The 17,884-nt window shown below is 71.9% G+C and carries 20 protein-coding genes and 1 pseudogene; 11 read left to right on the forward strand and 10 right to left on the reverse strand.

Annotated elements, in window-relative coordinates:
- Positions 1 to 395 precede the first annotated feature (395 nt).
- Together ACFCZF_RS03065 and ACFCZF_RS03070 are read left to right on the forward strand one after the other, a co-directional pair.
- Positions 396 to 2,867, forward strand: a complete 2,472-nt coding sequence (locus tag ACFCZF_RS03065) for an NACHT domain-containing protein (protein ID WP_376670147.1) — start codon at positions 396 to 398, stop codon at positions 2,865 to 2,867.
- Positions 2,868 to 3,030: 163 nt separating this feature from the next.
- Positions 3,031 to 3,969, forward strand: coding sequence for an NAD-dependent epimerase/dehydratase family protein (locus ACFCZF_RS03070; RefSeq protein WP_376670148.1), 939 nt, complete (start codon positions 3,031 to 3,033; stop codon positions 3,967 to 3,969).
- Between the two features lie 35 nt (positions 3,970 to 4,004).
- Here the strand turns inward: ACFCZF_RS03070 and ACFCZF_RS03075 are convergent, their stop codons facing one another.
- Both ACFCZF_RS03075 and ACFCZF_RS03080 read right to left on the reverse strand, forming a co-directional pair.
- Positions 4,005 to 4,274: a GlsB/YeaQ/YmgE family stress response membrane protein gene (locus ACFCZF_RS03075; RefSeq protein WP_376670149.1), complete on the reverse strand. Its 270-nt coding sequence runs from the start codon at positions 4,272 to 4,274 to the stop codon at positions 4,005 to 4,007.
- Between the two features lie 135 nt (positions 4,275 to 4,409).
- On the reverse strand, positions 4,410 to 4,850 hold the full coding sequence (locus ACFCZF_RS03080) for an SPW repeat protein (protein WP_375918619.1): 441 nt from the start codon (positions 4,848 to 4,850) through the stop codon (positions 4,410 to 4,412).
- A gap of 194 nt (positions 4,851 to 5,044) precedes the next feature.
- Between ACFCZF_RS03080 and ACFCZF_RS03085 the strand changes: the two genes are divergently transcribed.
- From ACFCZF_RS03085 to ACFCZF_RS03100, 4 genes and pseudogenes are all read left to right on the forward strand, one after another.
- The gene (locus tag ACFCZF_RS03085) at positions 5,045 to 5,212 is read left to right on the forward strand and encodes a hypothetical protein (RefSeq protein ID WP_376670150.1); all 168 of its coding nucleotides are present in this window, start codon (positions 5,045 to 5,047) and stop codon (positions 5,210 to 5,212) included.
- 89 nt (positions 5,213 to 5,301) lie between these two features.
- Positions 5,302 to 6,019 (forward strand): annotated as a pseudogene (locus ACFCZF_RS03090) (zinc ribbon domain-containing protein).
- Between the two features lie 315 nt (positions 6,020 to 6,334).
- A complete protein-coding gene (locus ACFCZF_RS03095; RefSeq protein ID WP_376670151.1) occupies positions 6,335 to 7,225 on the forward strand; it encodes a glycoside hydrolase family 19 protein in 891 nt (296 codons plus the stop codon).
- 30 nt (positions 7,226 to 7,255) lie between these two features.
- Complete coding sequence (locus tag ACFCZF_RS03100; protein ID WP_376670152.1) at positions 7,256 to 8,155, forward strand: aldo/keto reductase; 900 nt, start codon at positions 7,256 to 7,258, stop codon at positions 8,153 to 8,155.
- A gap of 207 nt (positions 8,156 to 8,362) precedes the next feature.
- Here ACFCZF_RS03100 and ACFCZF_RS03105 read toward each other — a convergent pair whose 3' ends face one another.
- The gene (locus ACFCZF_RS03105) at positions 8,363 to 8,818 is read right to left on the reverse strand and encodes a pyridoxamine 5'-phosphate oxidase family protein (RefSeq protein ID WP_376670153.1); all 456 of its coding nucleotides are present in this window, start codon (positions 8,816 to 8,818) and stop codon (positions 8,363 to 8,365) included.
- Between the two features lie 124 nt (positions 8,819 to 8,942).
- On the opposite strand from ACFCZF_RS03105, the gene ACFCZF_RS03110 reads away from it, so the two are divergent.
- Positions 8,943 to 9,338, forward strand: a complete 396-nt coding sequence (locus ACFCZF_RS03110; RefSeq protein WP_376670154.1) for a VOC family protein — start codon at positions 8,943 to 8,945, stop codon at positions 9,336 to 9,338.
- Between the two features lie 46 nt (positions 9,339 to 9,384).
- Positions 9,385 to 10,464, forward strand: a complete 1,080-nt coding sequence (locus tag ACFCZF_RS03115) for an adenosine deaminase (RefSeq protein WP_376670155.1) — start codon at positions 9,385 to 9,387, stop codon at positions 10,462 to 10,464.
- Here ACFCZF_RS03115 and ACFCZF_RS03120 read toward each other — a convergent pair.
- Complete coding sequence (locus ACFCZF_RS03120; protein WP_376670156.1) at positions 10,446 to 10,961, reverse strand: DinB family protein; 516 nt, start codon at positions 10,959 to 10,961, stop codon at positions 10,446 to 10,448. The two genes, ACFCZF_RS03115 and ACFCZF_RS03120, sit on opposite strands and share 19 nt — an antisense overlap.
- 25 nt (positions 10,962 to 10,986) lie before the next feature.
- Positions 10,987 to 11,871 (reverse strand): LysR family transcriptional regulator, encoded by an 885-nt coding sequence (locus ACFCZF_RS03125; RefSeq protein WP_376670157.1) that lies wholly within the window; start codon positions 11,869 to 11,871, stop codon positions 10,987 to 10,989.
- Positions 11,872 to 12,000: 129 nt separating this feature from the next.
- On the opposite strand from ACFCZF_RS03125, the gene mgrA reads away from it, so the two are divergent.
- The gene (mgrA, locus tag ACFCZF_RS03130; protein WP_376670158.1) at positions 12,001 to 12,993 is read left to right on the forward strand and encodes an L-glyceraldehyde 3-phosphate reductase; all 993 of its coding nucleotides are present in this window, start codon (positions 12,001 to 12,003) and stop codon (positions 12,991 to 12,993) included.
- 15 nt (positions 12,994 to 13,008) lie between these two features.
- On the opposite strand, the gene ACFCZF_RS03135 is transcribed toward mgrA, so the two are convergent.
- Entirely contained in the window at positions 13,009 to 13,293 is a 285-nt protein-coding gene (locus tag ACFCZF_RS03135; RefSeq protein ID WP_376670159.1) for a DUF1905 domain-containing protein, read from the reverse strand.
- Positions 13,294 to 13,377: 84 nt separating this feature from the next.
- Positions 13,378 to 13,758 carry a nuclear transport factor 2 family protein gene (locus ACFCZF_RS03140; protein WP_364906817.1) on the reverse strand — a complete coding sequence of 127 codons (381 nt, stop codon included), beginning with the start codon at positions 13,756 to 13,758 and terminating at the stop codon, positions 13,378 to 13,380.
- A gap of 383 nt (positions 13,759 to 14,141) precedes the next feature.
- Between ACFCZF_RS03140 and ACFCZF_RS03145 the strand changes: the two genes are divergently transcribed.
- Positions 14,142 to 14,552, forward strand: coding sequence for a hypothetical protein (locus ACFCZF_RS03145; RefSeq protein WP_375918665.1), 411 nt, complete (start codon positions 14,142 to 14,144; stop codon positions 14,550 to 14,552).
- 25 nt (positions 14,553 to 14,577) lie between these two features.
- Here the strand turns inward: ACFCZF_RS03145 and ACFCZF_RS03150 are convergent, their stop codons facing one another.
- The 3 genes from ACFCZF_RS03150 to ACFCZF_RS03160 all read right to left on the reverse strand — a co-directional run bounded on the left by ACFCZF_RS03150 (position 14,578) and on the right by ACFCZF_RS03160 (position 17,220).
- A complete protein-coding gene (locus ACFCZF_RS03150; protein WP_376670160.1) occupies positions 14,578 to 15,861 on the reverse strand; it encodes a streptophobe family protein in 1,284 nt (427 codons plus the stop codon).
- A 361-nt stretch (positions 15,862 to 16,222) separates the two neighbouring features.
- A complete protein-coding gene (locus tag ACFCZF_RS03155) occupies positions 16,223 to 16,639 on the reverse strand; it encodes a PRC-barrel domain-containing protein (protein WP_375918656.1) in 417 nt (138 codons plus the stop codon).
- Positions 16,636 to 17,220, reverse strand: coding sequence for a PRC-barrel domain-containing protein (locus ACFCZF_RS03160; protein WP_375918659.1), 585 nt, complete (start codon positions 17,218 to 17,220; stop codon positions 16,636 to 16,638). The genes ACFCZF_RS03155 and ACFCZF_RS03160 overlap by 4 nt, the downstream gene beginning before the upstream one ends.
- Positions 17,221 to 17,365: 145 nt before the next feature.
- On the opposite strand from ACFCZF_RS03160, the gene ACFCZF_RS03165 reads away from it, so the two are divergent.
- Positions 17,366 to 17,821, forward strand: coding sequence for an ATP-binding protein (locus ACFCZF_RS03165; protein WP_376670161.1), 456 nt, complete (start codon positions 17,366 to 17,368; stop codon positions 17,819 to 17,821).
- The last annotated feature ends 63 nt before the right edge of the window (positions 17,822 to 17,884 follow it).

Raw genomic sequence — 17,884 nt, forward strand, 5'->3', positions numbered from 1 at the left:
GTCCCGGGGCGCCGGATTGCGCGCCGCCGGGACGACTCGCTCCGCCGGGACGACTCGCTCCGCCGGGACACATGCACCGCCGCCGGGCGCGGCAGACGCCGCTCGGTGACTCCGTCCGTGGCGTCTTCCGCCCGGTCTCGTCCCTCGTGCGTGGTTTCTTGCGCTGGGTCCGCCCCTCGTGCGTGGCGGTGTGGGCCGGGGCTCGCCCGCGGACCACACCGCCGCGGACCGGATGGCCGGTGGCGGCGATGTGGTCATCGCGATCGGCGTTACCGGCTTGCTGCCGCAGGTGCTTCGATCTCGGGGGCAACCAATACGCCGCGTCGTTCACCCACTCGTGTAGGGGCGGACTGACCAGGCGCCTCGTGCCGCTTCCGTACGCCACTCTTCGTCGCATGAGCGGTGTTGTCCCCAGAGCACGCGTGCGGCGCGCCGGGATCGTGTACCTGGCCCTGCTGGCCGTGGGCACCGCGGGAACGCTCCTGGCCGCCCCGCACCTGGAGGATCCGGCGTCAGCACTCGCCGCGCTCCTGCCGACCTGGGCCGGCGCCTATCTGGCCTGGATCGCCTACCGGGCCGACCGGGCCGAGGCGGTCGTGGTGGGCAGCCCGGTCGAGGTCGCCGACCGGCTCGCGGATGCCGTAAGACGCCAGTGGGAGGCCGAGGCGGCGATGCGGCGGCTGGCGGACCCGTACCCGTTGCCCGTTGCGTGGCGAGGTGCCGACCTCGGCCTGGCCGAGGCATCGGGCTCCGAGGGGCTCGCCGGCCGGGGCGGTGAGCTCGCCGACATCTTCACGCGGATCGTCCCGGTCCGGCGGCTGCTGGTCCTCGGCGAGCCCGGGTCGGGCAAGACCCTGCTGCTGGTGCGGCTCGTGTTGGCGCTGATCGAACGACGGGAGGCCGACGATCCGGTGCCGGTGCTCTTCCCGCTGGCCTCCTGGGACCCGGCCGCGCTGGATCTGCGCACCTGGATGGAACGTCGGCTGGTGCAGGACCACCCGGAACTGGGTGATCGCGCGCCCGACGCCTACGGGCAGGTCACCCTGGCCGACCTCTTGCTGGAACGGAGGCTGGTCCTGCCGGTTCTCGACGGGTTCGACGAACTGCCGCCCGCAGTGGGGGCGCTGGCCCTGCACCGTGTCAACGAGGCCCTGCCGTACGGCTGCGGCATGGTCCTGTCGAGCCGTCCCGCCGAGTACCGGGCCGCATTGCGGCCGCGTGGCGCGGTCCCCGCCAGGCTCGCGGAACTGGCCGGCATCCACCTCCAGCCACTCGGCGCCGACGAGGTCGCGGACTACCTGTGCCAAGATGCCGGCGGCCCGCGTGCCTCAGCCGCCGAGCGTTGGAGTGTGGTGACCGGGGCACTGGGAACGGCCGAGCCGGTGGCGCAGGCCCTGACCAGCCCGCTGATGGTGTCCCTGGCGCGGTCCGTCTACAACCCTCGCCCAGGAGAGGGGCACGAGCGGCTGCCGGACCCCGGCGAGTTGCTGCGGCTGCGCACCCGCACGGCCGTGGAGCACCACCTCCTCGACGCTTTCGTCGACGCCGCGTACCGGCCACAGGCCCGCCGCCCCTCCCGGTGGGGCGCGGACCGGGCCCGCCCCGTGCTCCGCTTCCTCGCCCAGTACATGGAGCGCGGACGTGACGGCACCGCCGAACTCGCCTGGTGGAAGCTGCGGCACGCCGTTCCCACCGCGCTGCCCCACATGCTGGCCGGCGTGCTGCTGGGCGTCGTGGCCTGGCTGTTCGAGGGAGTGGTCATGGAACTGACCCACCACTTCGACCCGGACGGCGAGCCGGTGCGCTGGGACGAGCGGGGCGGTCTCGGTGTCGTGGCGGCCGGGATCTGCGGCGGCCTGGTGTGCGGTCTCGCGGCGGCACTCACCGCCACGGTGCTGTGCGTCCTCGTCGTCGTGCCCGACGTCACCGCCGAACTGGTGCTCAACCGTCTGGCCGACGGCACCACCCTGACGTTGGTCGGGGTGATCATCTCCGGCTTCGCCTCCGGCAGCCGGCCGGGCCGACGACGGCCCGCCGATTGGGACCGACGGGCCCTGACGACCGGGGCCGCTGCCGCGGTCTGTTTCGCGGCGGCATTCGGCAACGGCTGTGGCACGGTCCATGCGCTCCTCTACGGTGTGGTCGCGGCCGCCGTCGGCGCGGACGGCGTGGGCAGGGAACCCGCCCGCCCGGCCGCCCGGGTGCGCTGGCACTGGAGTCCGCGGGGCCTCGGCCGCGGGCTCCTGGTCGGTCTGCTGCTCGGCGGCGGCATCCTGCTGGAGGGCCTGCTCTCGGACGTACTGTCGGGCGGCGACGGCATCGAGTACATCGCGCCGCCGGATCTGCTCGCGGCGTCCTGGTCGGCCATGCATACGGGCGCGGTGTTCGCCGTGTCCTGCGTGCTCGTCCACGGCCTGCGTGGCGTCCCGGTCGACCTGGGCACCTCGGTCGACGGCCGGGTCCTCCTCGCCAACGACCGGCACACACTCGTCACCTGCGTCGTGGCTGCGGCGGTCGTCGGCGCCGTGGGCATCGGGGCCCAGGGGTGGTGCGCCGCGCTGACGGGCTCGACGCGGGTGTGGGGTGCCGAGGCGGCCGGCGGTCCTCTGTGGGGTTTCGTGGTCGGGCTCATTCCGGCCGTCCTGACCGGGCTGGCCCTCGGCATCCGGCAGGCCGCCTGGGGCCACTACACCGTTGCCCGCTGCTACCTGGCCCTGCGCCGAGGGCTGCCGTACGACCTCATGGCCTTCCTCGCCGACGCCCACGACCGGGGTGTACTCCGGCGAGTCGGGGCCGTCTACCAGTTCCGGCACATCGAGTTGCAGCATCGGCTGGCTCCCGCGCACGAGCCCGTCGGCGACCGGTGACTCACACCCGCCCGGGTCCGGCGGACGGTGCGGAACGCCCCGCACGTCTCCGATGCCTCCTTGCTATGTCCGATTGCGAGAATTATAGTCTCTAACTAAGGATAGTAGCTAAAGCGAAACTTCTCGCTGTCCGTGCGAAGGAAACGAAGAGAAGAGGGCCGTCATGTCCGCCGCCACCCCGCAGTCGCACGCCCCGCACGCCGTCCTGGGGTCCGGCCCCGCAGGTACCGGACTCGCTCGTGAGCTGGTCCGCAGGGGGTATCCCGTCCGTCTCGTCGACCGGAAGGCCGACGGTCCCGCGATCGAGGGCGTCGAACGGTTCGCCGCCGACGTGAGCACGGCCGACGGCGCCCGGGCCGCGGCCGGTGACGCCGCCGTCGTGTATCACTGCGTGAACGTGGAATATCACCTCCAGACGGAGGTGATGCCCCGCGTCCAGGCAGCCGTCCTGGCGGCCGTCGAGGCGACCGGGGCCCGGCTGGTCGTACTCGACACGCTCTACCCGTACGGCGAGACCGGGGGAGCGGTGATGACCGAGGACAGTCCCTGGCAGGCGACCAGCCGCAAGGGGCGGATGCGCGCGGAACTCGACGAGCGGTACCTCGCCGCACACCGGGCCGGCCGGGCTCGGGTGGCCCTCGGCCGCAGCGCCGACTTCGTCGGTCCCGGAGTGCTCAACTCGTCCCTCGGCGCCGCCGTCTTCCCGGGCGCGCTCACCGGCGGGGAGGTCCTGGGATTCGGCGACATCGACCTGCCGCACAGCTACACGGACATCCGGGACGTGGCGGCCGGTCTCGCGACACTCGGTGAACGACCGGAGGGCGACGGCCGTGTCTGGCATCTGCCCACCGCGCCCGCCGTCAGCACGCGCGAGATCCACACGATGATCGAGAAGCGCGTGTGCCGTCCGTTGAACGTCACCGTGCTCGCGCAGCCCCGCCCCGCCGGCCCCTTCGATGAACGGTTCATGGCCGAGTACGCGGAGATGTTCTACCAGCACACGGAGCCCCAGATAATGGACTCCACCGCCTTCGAACGCTCCTTCCGGGTGGCCCCGAAGCCGCTCGCGGACACCGTGGAGGCCACCGTGACCTGGTACTAGGAGTGGCTCGGCGGCCGGTGACGGACCCGCGTTCCTCAGCGGCGTGTACGCGGCCGCGACCGGTCCAGCGCGGCCACGCCCACTGCGGCCAGGCCGATTTGGATGAGCCACTCGACCCAGTCCAGGCCGTCGGTGTCGGCCACGTCGAACGCCGTAGCGATCCACGACCCGATCAGCGCGGCCGCGATGCCGACGAGGATCGTCCACAGGATCCCGATGCGCTGACGGCCCGGGGCGACGAGTCGGCCCAGGACGCCGATGACGATTCCGATGACGATGGCACTGACGATGCCGTCGATCTCCATCTCCGCCCCTTCTTGTCAAGACCCCCGCAGTAATGCGGGTGCCCGCTGCGGGCGGGCGCAGTCCGCCTGAGGTCTCGGGGCGTGCGCGGGCCGGTCCGCGAGGGCGGGCCGGCCCGTGTGTCCCTTCCCGCGTCTCTAGGGCTTGCGCATGGTCTTCGCCGCCGTAGCGGCGCACACCGCCCCGAGGGCCAGGGTCAGGGCGCCGATGATGATGTTGTTCCAGATGACGCCGGCGTCCGGGTTCGTGCCGACGATCCACGGCGAGATGATCATCCAGATGCCCATCGCGCACATCGCCCCGCTGAGGCCGTACATGCGTTCCGGGGCTCGGGTGAAGCCGAGGGCCAGCAGACCGATGGCGATTCCTATGATCAGGTTGTGCGCCACCAGTGCGGGCTGGCTCGTGGTGAAGTGGAGTATCCACGGGGACACGGCACAGTACAGACCGAGCAGGAACACCGGCCCGTCCACGAGTGCCACATCCCGACCACCGAGCATGCGGGCGTAGCGTGCCTGCATTTCCGGAGCGTCGGGGTGGCCGGAGATGTCACCTCGGGTGTGCGAGACGTTGGCCATGATTCGTCTCCTTTGACTTACCGGGCCTTGACCGCGTCTGGTGCGGCGTGCGGTAACGCCGCATACGTCCATTCTGCTCTTATTTCCCCCTTATGTGTAGTCGTGGGTGGGTGGGACATGTCCATGCGAATCGCGGGCAAACGCTCAGGCACGAGAGCACAACGGACACAGGGGTAGTGGAGGTGGCCGCCGCTATGGGCGCGAAGGTGTTGGAACGATTTCCAGCGGGGTCGCCGCGCGGATCGTGGCCGGCGGAGGAGTGCGCCGCACGCCGTCGTGCGCAGGGCGAGCCCGCGACCGTCGTGATGGACCTGCGGTCGGACGCTTTCCTGGTGGTCGTACCGGCCCGCGACGAGGACTGAACAAGGGGCCCGGGTCAGGCGGCTGCGCGCCGTTGTAACGCGCGGTCCACAGCAAGGCCAGCGCGGCGAGGTGGACCTGACGCACCGCGTTGGCGAAGGCGTTCGGGTGCGCCCGGGTCGTGTTCAACGACGCGGTTCGCGCCCGCGAGGACGCCCGCAAGGCCGAGCAGCCGTTCCCGAAGGCCGGGGAGCTGTCCGTGCGTCTGATCACCGAGGCCAAGCGCGCAGCCGGGCGGTCCTGGCTGGGTGAGGTCTCCGCGGTGGTGCTCCAGCAGTCCCTGCGGGACTCCGAGGCCGCGTACCGCAACTTCTTCGCCTCCCTCAAGGGCACCCGCAAGGGCCCTGGCCAAGTCTGTCCATGATGCCGGATGGTCCTCGTTCATCGGCATGCTGGAGTACAAGGCTGGGCGGTACGGCCGCACCCTGGTCAGGATCGGCCGGTTCGCACCGACCTCCCAGACCTGCTCCACCTGCGGTGCCGTGGACGGACCCAAACCCCTGAACGTCCGGGAATGGACCTGTACCGTCTGCGGCACCGTCCACGACCGGGACCACAACGCCGCGATCAACGTCAAGACGGCCGCCGGACTGGCGGCATCGGCCTGCGGAGCGCCGGTAAGGCCAGGAGCAATCCCGGCACAGCGCGAGGAAACAGGAAGCCACGGATTCCCGACCGCACCCCGTGTCGCGCAGCGGCACAGCGACGATCGAGAAGGCCAGAATTTTCGGGCTTCAGCCCGAGGAGCAAGCAATCCATCGAGACGTTCAGCCAGCCAGCCACCACCTGCCACCGCAAGGCGGTACTGAAGAAGCCGCTCAGCTGACCGGCACGCGGTTCCGGAGAAGCCGCTGAGCTGACCGGCGCGGTCCTGGAGAAGCCGCCGAGCCGACCGCGCGAAGAGTCCACGCCAACCCGGGTCCACGCCAACCCGGCCGGGAACCGGCCGGGTTGGACTGGTCTACACCCTTGACTGGTACAGACCAACGCGGTTGAGTGTGCCTCCACACCCCCCACCACGGCCGCCCCCCGCCGTGGCCGGTCGGCCGGCCACGCGCGCACAAGGCTCCGCTCCTTCCTGCCTTGGACGGGAGCGGCCGTGCTCCGCCGAAGGAGGCAGACCCGTGTCGAGGCGCCGTATATCCGCCCTGGTGACCGTCCTCGCCCTCGCGGGAGCCGTGCCCGTGCTCCTGCCCGCCACCGAGGCGTCCGCCGCCGCGTGTTCGAGCTACCCGGCCTGGTCGGCCGACGCGAACTACAACGCCGGCGACATCGTCCGCTACACCGACGGCAAGGCCTACCGGGCCGAGCACGCCAACCCGGGCTACGACCCGCTCATCAGCACCTGGTACTGGGAGCCGTACGCCTGCGACGGCGGCTCGGAGACCCCGGTCGGCAACTTCGTGGTGTCCGAGGCCCGGTTCAACCAGATGTTCCCGGGCAGAAACTCCTTCTACACGTACAGCGGTCTGACCACCGCGCTGAGCGCCTACCCCGGCTTCGCCAACACCGGCAGCGACACCACCAAGAAGCAGGAGGCCGCGGCCTTCCTCGCCAACGTCAGCCACGAGACCGGCGGACTCGTGCACATCGTCGAGCAGAACACCGCCAACTACCCGCACTACTGCGACTGGGGCCAGCCCTACGGCTGCCCGGCCGGCCAGGCCGCCTACTACGGGCGCGGCCCGATCCAGCTCAGCTGGAACTTCAACTACAAGGCCGCGGGCGACGCGCTCGGCATCGACCTGTTGAACAACCCCTGGCTGGTGCAGAACAACGCGGCCGTCGCCTGGAAGACCGCCCTGTGGTACTGGAACACCCAGTCCGGGCCCGGCAGCATGACCGGGCACAACGCCATGGTCAGCGGCGCCGGCTTCGGCCAGACGATCCGCTCCATCAACGGCTCCCTGGAGTGCGACGGCAAGAACCCCGCGCAGGTGCAGAGCCGCGTCACCAAGTACCAGCAGTTCAGCCAGATCCTCGGCGTCTCACCGGGCGGCAACCTCTACTGCTGAGCCGTCCCGGGTGTGTGCGAAACTCCGCCGATGACCTCGGAAACGATCACCGCGGAGTCCGCGGGCACCTGGAATCTCGGCGACCTGCCCGTCCGCCGCGTCGGCTTCGGCGCGATGCGGCTGACGGGCAGCGCCGCCTTCCACCTCGGCACGCCGAGCGACCGCGGGCGCGCCCTGGCCGTACTGCGCCGGGCGGTCGAACTCGGCGTCAACCACATCGACACGGCCGCCTTCTACTTCTCGTCCTTGCGCTCCGCCAACGAACTGATCAACAGCGCGCTGGCGCCCTACGCCGACGACCTGGTGATCGCCGCCAAGGTCGGCCCGTACCGCGACTGGTCGGGGGAGTGGGGCACCTCCGCCCGGCCCGAGGACCTGCGGGCCCACGTCGAGGAGAACCTGCGCCAACTCGGCCGGGACCACCTCGACGTCGTCTATCTGCGTCGCATGCGGCAGGACTCGATCGCCGACCACTTCGGCGCCCTCGCCGAACTGCGCGAGGCGGGCCTGATCCGCCACCTCGGCGTCTCGGACGTGGAGCCCCGGCACCTCGCCGAGGCCCAGGCCATCGCCCCCGTGGTCTCGGTACAGAACCGCTACGGCCTCGGCTTCCACGACCCCGCCACCGACGAACTCCTCGCCCTCTGCCGTGAGCAGGGCATCGCCTTCGTGCCGTTCTACGCCATCGCGGGCGAGGCCGGACCGCGGGGCGCCGGCGCCGCCCACGAGGACGAGGTCCGTGCGGTGGCCCGGGCGCACGGCGCGAGCCCCGCGCAGGTGAGGATCGCCTGGACCCTGCACCAGGGCCCGGGCATCCTGGCCATCCCCGGCACCGGCAACCCCGACCATCTCACCGAGAACGTCGCGGCCGGCGCCCTCCGCCTCACCGACGACGACCTGGCGCGCCTCGACGGCGCCCGGACCGGCTGAGGCGCCCGAACCGGCTGAGGTGCCATGGCCCGCCGAGGTGCTCGGGCCGGCTGAGGTGCTCGGGCCGGCCGGGGCGCCCGGACCGACTGAGGTGCTCGGACCGGGCGGGGCGCCCTGACGGGCCGAGGTGCCCGAACCGGCTGAGGTGCCCCGACCGGCTGAGATGCCCGAACGGCTCGTCGAGCGCCCGCCACCGGCATGCGCGTGCTACACGGTCCAGACGCCGTCCCGCATGATGTGCCGCTGCTTCAGCTCGCGCTCCTCGTGCCACGCCTGCACCGCGAGCGGGCGCACCCGGAACCAGGCGTACGACGCGCTGTCCTCGCGCGGATCCCAGCCGGTCTTCGCGAGGAACGCGGTCGCCGCGGAGGGCACCTCCCGCAGGCCGAACGTCTCCACCTCGCCGTCGATCAGCACGACGTCCCGAGTGTGCCCGAACGCCAGCCGGGCCCGGCCGCCGTCCCGCAGGTTGCGGCCGGTCGGGTTGGTGAGCCGCGTGCACAGCCAGACCGACTCCCCGTGCCACACGAACCACAGCGGGACCATGCACGGCAGCCCGGCGGCGTCCGCCGTGGCCACCCAGACGTCCACCTCCCGTTCCAGACGGTCCAGCACGTCCTGCTTGCGCTGCCCGGGCTCGCGCGGCGGTGCGGTGATCTTCATGGCCGTGACGGTAGTGGACGGGCCGCGCCCGCGCCTCGGGCCCGAGACGTAGGACCGGAGACTGGCGCCGCGACGGGTTTTACGTATAACCTCTCCCGTCAATCACCCGTCCCGAAAGGTTCCGATGAGACGCATCGCCCTGGTCACCCTCGTCGTCGACGACTACGACGAGGCGATCCGCTTCTACACCGGGGCCCTGGGCTTCCGCCTCGCCGAGGACACGCCCCGGCCCGACGGCTCCCGCTGGGTCGTCGTCGAACCCGGCGGCGCGGCACCGGGCACCGCCCTGCTGCTGGCCCGCGCCAAGGGGGAGGCCCAGCGCTCCCGGATCGGCGACCAGACGGGCGGGCGGGTCGGCTTCTTCCTGTACACCGACGACTTCGCCCGCGACCACGCCCGCATGGCGGCCGCGGGCGTGAACTTCCTGGAGGAGCCCCGGCGCGAGCCCTACGGCTCGGTCGCCGTCTTCCGGGACCTGTACGGCAACCGCTGGGACCTGCTCCAGCCCGCCGACTCCTGACCTGCCCCGCACCCTTGCCCAACGACCCGTCGAGGAACGACCGCACATGTCATCTACGCGCATAGACACCGGGACCCTCCGCCGCCTCCCCAAGGCGGTGCTGCACGACCACCTCGACGGCGGCCTGCGCCCCGCGACCGTCGTGGAGCTGGCGGAGACCGTCGGCCACACCCTGCCCACCACCGACCCCGACGAGCTGGCCGCCTGGTACTACGAGGCCGCCAACTCCGGCGACCTGGTGCGCTACATCGCCACCTTCGAGCACACCCTCGCCGTGATGCAGAACCGCGAGGGCCTGCTGCGCACCGCCGAGGAGTACGTCCTCGACCTCGCCGCCGACGGCGTCGTCTACGGCGAGGTCCGCTACGCCCCCGAGCTGATGACCAGCGGCGGACTGACCCTCGCCGAGGTCGTCGAGACCGTCCAGGAGGGCCTGGCCGCCGGCATGGCCAAGGCGGCGGCAGCGGGCACCCCGGTCCGCGTCGGCACACTGCTCTGCGGCATGCGGATGTTCGACCGCACCCGCGAGACCGCCGACCTCGCGGTCGCCTTCCGGGACGCCGGTGTCGTCGGCTTCGACATCGCGGGCGCCGAGGACGGCTTCCCGCCCGCCGACCACCTCGACGCCTTCGAGCACCTGCGCCGGGAGAACGTGCCCTTCACCATCCACGCCGGCGAGGCGCACGGCCTGCCCAGCATCCACCAGGCCCTCCAGGTGTGCGGCGCCCAGCGCATCGGCCACGGCGTGCGCATCACGGACGGCATTCCGGACCTCGCCGCCGGCAAGCTCGGCCGCCTCGCCGGCTGGGTCCGCGACCGCCGGATCGCCCTGGAGATGTGCCCGACCTCCAACCTCCAGACCGGCGCCGCCACCTCGATCGCCGAGCACCCCATCACCGCGCTCAAGGACCTCGGTTTCCGCGTCACCCTCAACACCGACAACCGCCTCGTCTCCGGCACGACGATGACCCGCGAGATGTCCCTGCTGGTCGAGCAGGCGGGCTGGACGGTCGAGGACCTGCGCACGGTCACGGTGAACGCGCTGAAGAGCGCCTTCATCCCCTTCGACGAGCGCAGGGTCCTGATCGAGGACGTCGTCCTGCCGGGTTACGAAGCGGCGCTCTGAACGAGCCCGCGCGCATAGGCGGCCTGTCCGACGTGCTGGAGATCGTCGGACAGGACGCTCACCAGCCGGGCGCCGAGGGTGACCGGCGGGTCCCAGTTCTCGTCCACGATCCGATCCAGGTCCCCCGCGGCCAGTGAGCGCAGGGCACCGAGCGTCTGCTCGTGCACGGCGTCGTAGTAGCCGGTCAGCAGGTCCGCCGAGTCGACCCGCACCTTCGCGACCTTCGCGGAGCTGTGCCCGTAACCGGTGTCGTGGCGGGGCAGACCGAGGCCGAAGCGTTTCTCCCACTCCGCGCTCAGCCACACCTGGTCGAGCCCGAAGGCGTCCGCGACGTGGTCGTCCTGGACGCGGGTGAGATGCCAGACCAGCCAGGCGACGGAGTTGGCGTCGTCGGCGGGACGGGCGTTCAGGCCGTCGGGGTCCAGGCCCTCGACGGCGGCGTGGACTTCTTCCTGGATGCGGCCGTAGCCCTCGATGAGGATGTCCTTCGCATGCATACGTCCACCATCGCGCAGTCCGCCGTCACGCGCTCCCCGTTTCCAGCAGCCCCATCAGCGCCCGCGCCGCCGGGCTGGTGGCCTGCGCCGGCGGCAGCAGCGCGATGGTCTCGTACGCCGTGTCGTCGGAGTCCTTGAGCGGCAGCGAGGTGAGGGAGGCCCGCTTGTGCCGGAAGTGGCGCGGCACGACCGCGATGCCGAGGTTCTCGTCGAGCAGGTCCAGCAGACCGTGCACGTCGTTCACCTCCAGCGCGACGGTCCGCCGTACGCCCGCCTCGGCGAAGGCGGTGTCGGTGACACGGCGCGGGCCCCAGTCCGGGTGGAAGTCGACGAAGACCTCGTCGGCGAGATCGTGCGGGGTCAGGACCGCACCGCCCGTCGCGAGGCGGTGGTCGGGATGGCAGAGCACGGTCATCGGTTCGCCGGCCAGCGAGACCGAGCGCAGCTGGTCCGTGTCCGCCTGCGTCCGGTAGGCGAAGGCCAGGTCGAGCCGCCCCGCCGCGACCTCCTCCACCAGCTCGCCGGAGCCCGCCTGCCGCAGCCGGATCTCCACGTCCGGATGCTCCCTGCGGAACGCGGCCAGCAGTCCGGCCACCGGCACCCCGGCGATGCACTGCTCCGCGCCCAGCGACAGCGTGCCGCGCAGCACGCCCTGCACCGCGGCGACCGCCTCGTGCGCCGAGCGCACCTGGGCGAGGATCCGCTCCGCCTCGCCGAGCAGGGCCCGCCCGGCCTCCGTCAGCGTCACCCGGCGGGTGGTGCGCACGAACAGCGGCGCCCGCAGCTCCCGCTCCAGGGCCCGGATGGACGCCGACAGGCCGGACTGGGAGACCAGCAGCCGTTCCGCCGCGCGGGTGAAGTGCTGGTCCTCGGCGACCGCGACGAAGTGCTGGAGATGACGCAGTTCCATGACTGAGAAGCGTAACCGCACAATCTCATCGGATTCTTCTGTTGGACCACTGCCCGCAGGTCACGACAGAGTGGGACAAGGTTCCGCCCAAGCCCCGTACCCCCGGGTGCCAACCCCTCTGGAGTCGCGTTGTACACCGCACACCCCGACCGCTACGCGGACATGCCCTACCGGCGCACCGGACGCAGCGGCCTGAAGCTCCCCGCGCTCTCGCTCGGCCTGTGGCACAACTTCGGCCCGGACCGCCCCGTCGAGACCCAGCGCGCCATCCTGCGCCGCGCCTTCGGCCTCGGCGTCACCCACTTCGACCTCGCCAACAACTACGGCCCGCCGCCCGGCTCCGCCGAGTCCGCCCTCGGCGAGGCGCTCAGGGCCGACTTCACGCCGTACCGCGACGAGCTGGTCATCTCCACCAAGGCCGGCTACCTGATGTGGCCCGGCCCGTACGGCGAGTGGGGCTCGCGCAAGTACCTCCTCTCCTCCCTCGACCAGAGCCTGACCCGCATGGGCCTGGACTACGTCGACGTTTTCTACTCGCACCGCCCCGACCCGGAGACTCCCCTGGAGGAGACGATGGGCGCCCTGCACACGGCGGTGCAGCAGGGCAAGGCGCTGTACGTCGGTGTCTCCAACTACTCCCCGGAGCAGACCCGCGAGGCCGCCCGCATCCTCGCCGAGCTGGGCACCCCTCTGCTGATCCACCAGCCGCGCTACTCCATGCTCGACCGCCGCCCCGAGAGCAGCGGCCTCCTGGACACCCTCGACGAGCTCCAGGTCGGCTCCATCGCCTACTCCCCGCTGGAGCAGGGCCTGCTGACCGGCCGCTATCTCGACGGCATCCCGGAGGACTCGCGCGCCGCGAGCGACAGCCCCTTCCTGAACTCCGACGCGGTCACCGGAGAACTGGTGGGCAAGCTGCGCGCCCTGGACGAGATCGCCAAGTCCCGTGGCCAGTCGCTGGCCCAGATGGCGCTGGCGTGGGTGCTGCGCGAGGGCCGGGTGACCTCCGCCCTGGTCGGCGCGAGCAGCCCGCGGCAGCTGGAGGACAGCGTGTCGGCCATCGGCAACCTGGACTTCGGTGCCGACGAACTGGCCCGCATCGACAAGATCGTCGCGCGGTAGTCGCGCGGCAGGGGCTCAGCCGAGCCGCTCCTCCAGCCGGACCGTGACCGTGTCGCCCTCCCCCTTGCCGATGGTCTTGCGGAGGGCGGCCTTCACCGGCAGCTTGTGTGTGCCGTCGCCGAGCGCCATGAAGGAGCTGCGGAAGCCGTGCCCGTCGATGGTGCCGCGGACCTTGACCAGTCCACGGGTGCCGAAGAACTCGGCGGACTTCGGCCAGACCAGATACGTCCAGCCACCCTCGCTCGGGCTCTTGCGCAGCTCGGCGGTGAACTCCTCGTCGAGATCCCGGTGCATGGTCATGATGTCCTCGCTCCCAGTGGTGCCCGTGGCTTGTTTGCCGGTAGACCGCCGGGAGTGTTGGAACTCATCGCCGGCCGCGGACAGTCACGCTCCGGCGGGCACCCGGTCGAGGAAGCCGAACACGGACCGGATCCGGTCCTCGCCGTCCAGCGTGACCACGTCGGACCCGGCCACGGGTGCCGAGCCGTCGGCCTCGCTCACCAGTTCCCAGGAGAAGCGCGCCGTGTCGTGGTGCCCGTCCACGGCACCGGACAGCCGGAAGACGAAGCCCGGGAACTGCTCGTGCGCCGCCGTGATCACGGCCGCGATCTGCTCGTGGCCGCGGACGTCGGCCAGGGGGTCGGTGTAGCCGCCGTCATTGGTCCAGGCCGCGGCGACCGCCTTGGCCAGGGCGTCCGGCCCGGCGTTCCAGGCCTCGAAGTAGCGGGCGACGGCATCCTCGTAGCGGCGGGTGGTCGCGGACATGTCGATCAGCCTCCATCGGTGTGGTAAGCGCAGGTCAGGAACCGGATGCCGGTCTCGGCGACCCGGTACCGCAACCTTGCCCGCACCCGTCCGCACCGTCGATTACCTCGCGGGTCATGCGGGCGCGCCTCCGAGGCCGGGAAGAGGGCGCGCCAGGGGTGATGAAGACGGGATCGCACGCCGCGGGGTTTCGGCCATCAAGTGCCGTGAATATGCCAGGAGACTGGCCGGAAATTCATGGTGACAGTGGTTCAGTAGTGAACATACTCACCTCTAGGGCGTCTCACATCATGCGACAGCGCCCTCACGCACAGCACACGAGCCGCACGGACGCCACGCCCGACCGGCAGGACGGACTGGGCGACGGGGGGGGGAGGGGAGCAGTGCACGACGAGTTCCTGTGCCATGTCACCGCCTACGGTGTCTGTGACGGCCGGCGCATCGGTGTACCCCTGGGAACCTACCGGGCTCCCACCCTCGCCCTCGCCCTGTGGTGGCTGCGCGACCGTGCGTCCTGGATCGCCGAGCGGCTCGATCCGCAGCCCGACACCCCCCACTTACCGCGCGGCGCCCTGACTCCGGTCGCCGACGACGCACCCGACGTACCGCGCGTCATGCGCACCTGGTGCGCCGACGACGTCCAACAGGAGCGGGTCGCCGACGAGTTGGCCGCGGGGCGCCTGGTGCGCATCGCCACCAGCGACGACACCACCGAGTACGAACTCATGGCGGAGTCCGTGGACGCGCTGCGCATGCAACGGGCCTCCCCGCCCCTGGTCGTCCCCGTCGCCTGAACCGCCCGAGCGCCTGCCGACGGTGTCACCCGGACCGAGCAGACGTCCTGCCACCCCGCCGACCCGCCCACCGCGCGAGCGACGCGCCGAGGAACCCGGCGACGAGCCCCCACAACAGTGCGAGACCGACCGCTCCCCACAGACGCGGCCGCAGGAACACCCGCCCGGACAGTCCGCCGCCCAGGTCGCCGATGCCGAGCACCGACAGACCGTAGTGCGCGGAGATCCGGCCGACGAGCCCGATCATGAGAACCGTCAGGGCCAGCGCCACGGCCATGTGCACGGCGTGCCGCCAGGCCGGCATCCGCGCCGGGGAGCGGGACGCGAGTACGAACCCGGCCGCCAGGAGCAGGACCGCCGCGACGACCACGAGCCACCACATCCGCCCGTCGTGCTCCGCGAGCGTGCCCACGTTCAGCGTCGAGACGTCCGGCCCGCGCAGCACCTCGTCGAGCACCTGCGGCATCGGCAGCCCGAACGGTCCCTCCACGCGCCCGTCCCAGGTGGCACCGAGGCCGATCGTGAGCGCGAGCCACGCCAGGTTCGGCAGACCGAGCAGCAGTACGGCGAAGGTCTCCGCGGGGTGGCCTCGCGTCCCCGCGACGACCAGCCCGACGAGGAAGCCCACGACGACGTACGCGAGCAGCAACGCGACCATCGCGTACGCCGCCGGCCGCACCGACGTCTGCAGGCGCAGCAGCCGCCCGGGCAACGGCGCCCCGCGCGAGACCAGCAGAGCCAGCACGAGCACCCCCGCCAGCCACAGCAGCCCGAAGAGGACGGTCAGCGGCACGTCCGTGGTGAAGCCGACCGTGGGAGTGACGCCGAACAGGTCGCCGAGGTCGTTGAGGACGCCTTCGCCGAGGGAGACCTCGAAGGTCTGGCGGGCGGCGAAGGCCAGCCCGAGAAGGGCGAGCAGCCACAGCACGGCGATCCGTCCGGCCCACCCGGCCAGCTCCGGGGCACCCGCGACGGCCCGGTGGCGCAGCGGCCGCAGAAAGCCCGCGGCGATCACCAGAGCGCCGGCCAGCGTGACGGACAGCGGGAGCACGGTCAGCCCCGCGTCGGTGTCGGCGAACCCTCCGGCATCACCGGACACCTCCAGCGCGCCGCCCACGGCGGTGACGACGGTCGCCGTGACGACCCGGGGGAAGGCGTTGTCGGGCAGGTCCGCGGCGCCGGCCGCCCACAGCCCGAGCGCGGCCACGACACCCATGGCGACCAACCCGGCCAGCACCGTGCCCAGGGCCTGGATCCAGCCGTGACGGGCGGCTGTCCGGCCTGGACTGGAGGGGGTTTGCGAACTCACGCTGCCACGCTATGCAGCACCCACCGAACGCGCCCGCCGACAGGGCCGTCCGCGTCGGCCGACGCGCACGACGGTGGCCGGGGCGTGCGGGCCGATGAGCACGAGGGGGCTGGGGCGTGCCGGTCGGCGTTGGGGGCAGCGGGGCCGGATCGTGTGTGGGCCGGCGCCGGCGGCCGGGCCGGTGCGTGTCGGTCGGCACGTACGGTGGCTCGGGTGGCTCGGGTGGCTCGGGTGGCTCGGGTGGCTCGGGTGGCTCGGGTGGCTCGGGCGGCTCGGGCGGCTCGGGCGGAGTCGGAGTCGGGTCGCTCGTGCCGTGCCTGCGGTGGAAGCGGAACTCTTCAGTCCCGTCGGCGGCCGTGGCTCAGCGCGTCCGGACGACGAGGGCGTGGTCGCCCAGCCCCAGCAGACGGTCGGCCGACACCTCGCCCCGGGTGGTGAAGACCGCGAGGACACGGCCGGTCTCCGGATCGAACGCCACGTCCAGCACCGTGCCGTGCTCGGTGCCCGCCTCGGTCAGGACCCGGCGGCCCAGCAGGTCGTGGCGGGGCGGGACCGAGTCCGCGGCGGCGGTGGAGCGGACCCGGACGGCGCCCGGGCCGACCGCGTGCACCGCGTCCCACGGCAGCACGGTCTCCCCGCGCAAACGGCTGCCGCGGAGCCGCACATGGCTCACCGCGCGGGACGCGATGTCGACGGTCAGGGACGTCACGGTGCCGAGCGGCCCGGCCTCGGCCGGCGGCACCACCGGGAGTCCCCGCACCTCGGTGAAGAGCATCACGGCAGCGAGCCCTTCCAGTACCCGGGCACGCCGCCGACCAGGGAGGTGAAGCCCGGCAGGTCGTCCGCGACATGCCGCACCGCGTCCCCGGGCAGGACGAGGGCCCGGCCGGCGACCGTGAGCGTCTCGCCGCGCGGCACGTACACCCGGCGCCGGTGCCGGGTCGGCCCCGGCAGGAACCCCCTGCTCGCCGCCACCCGGAAGCCGACCACCCGCCCGCCGGCGCCGCCCTCCACCACGATGTCGAGCACCGTACCGATCTCGGCTCCCGCCTCCGTCACCACCCTCGCCCCCAGCATCCGGGCCCGCAGGGTCTGCTGGTGCACCATCATGGCCGCGGCGCTGACCAGCCCCCGCCGGTCGCGGATCATCACCGCGTCATGGCCCAGCGCGTGCACGGCCGACCAGGGCAGACCCTCCTTCATCGGGCCGGACAGCAGACCCCGCCCGGTCAGGGTGAAACCGGTGATCCGGCTCGCGGTGGCGTCGCATACGGTGTCCTTGACGTGGGCGACGGCGTCGCCGCCGAGGGTGACCACCGGCCGGGTGGTGAGGCTTCGCGCGGTCATCAGTTCGTTCATCGCACACCCTTCCCACACCCTCGGGTTCCCCGCGCCACTGTGACGATGCCCGCACTACGAAGTCACGAGGACTGCGCGGCCCGGCTCGGGGTACGAGGACAGGTGCAGCAGCGTCCGGCCAGTCCGGCTTCCGAGAGAGAAACGCATGACCGAGTACCTGGACGGGGCAGTGATACCGACTGGTTTCGACGTACCCGTTGAACCGCTGAGGCGGGCGGCACACTACTCCGGTGAGCCGGGATGTATAGCGGAGGCGCGTTCCTTCGCCTCGCTCTTCCTCGACCAGCTGAGGACCGAGTGGTGCGCCACGATCGGCCCGCGCGCCGACGGCGCGGTGCTGCTGGTGGTGAGCGAGCTGATCACCAACGCCGACCGCCACAGCAAGGGGCCGTACATCCTGGAGCTGGAGGGCACCGGCACGTCGCTGGCGGTGACGGTCTACGACAGCAGCGGAGCGGTGCCCCAGCGCTTCCCCCGAGACCCCGAGCGCGTCGGCCGGCACGGTCTGGAGATCGTCCACGCCCTGGCGGACGCGATCGTCGTCGAACGCGTGCCGGTCGGCAAACGCGTGCGCGCCGTGCTGCCGCTCACCGAATCGTGAACGTGGCGAACCGCACTTGGGGGGGGGGGGGAACGGTTACGTCTTTTTCCTTTGTCTTCCCCC

This window comes from Streptomyces sp. NPDC056296 (assembly GCF_042268605.1).
Lineage (GTDB): Bacteria > Actinomycetota > Actinomycetes > Streptomycetales > Streptomycetaceae > Streptomyces.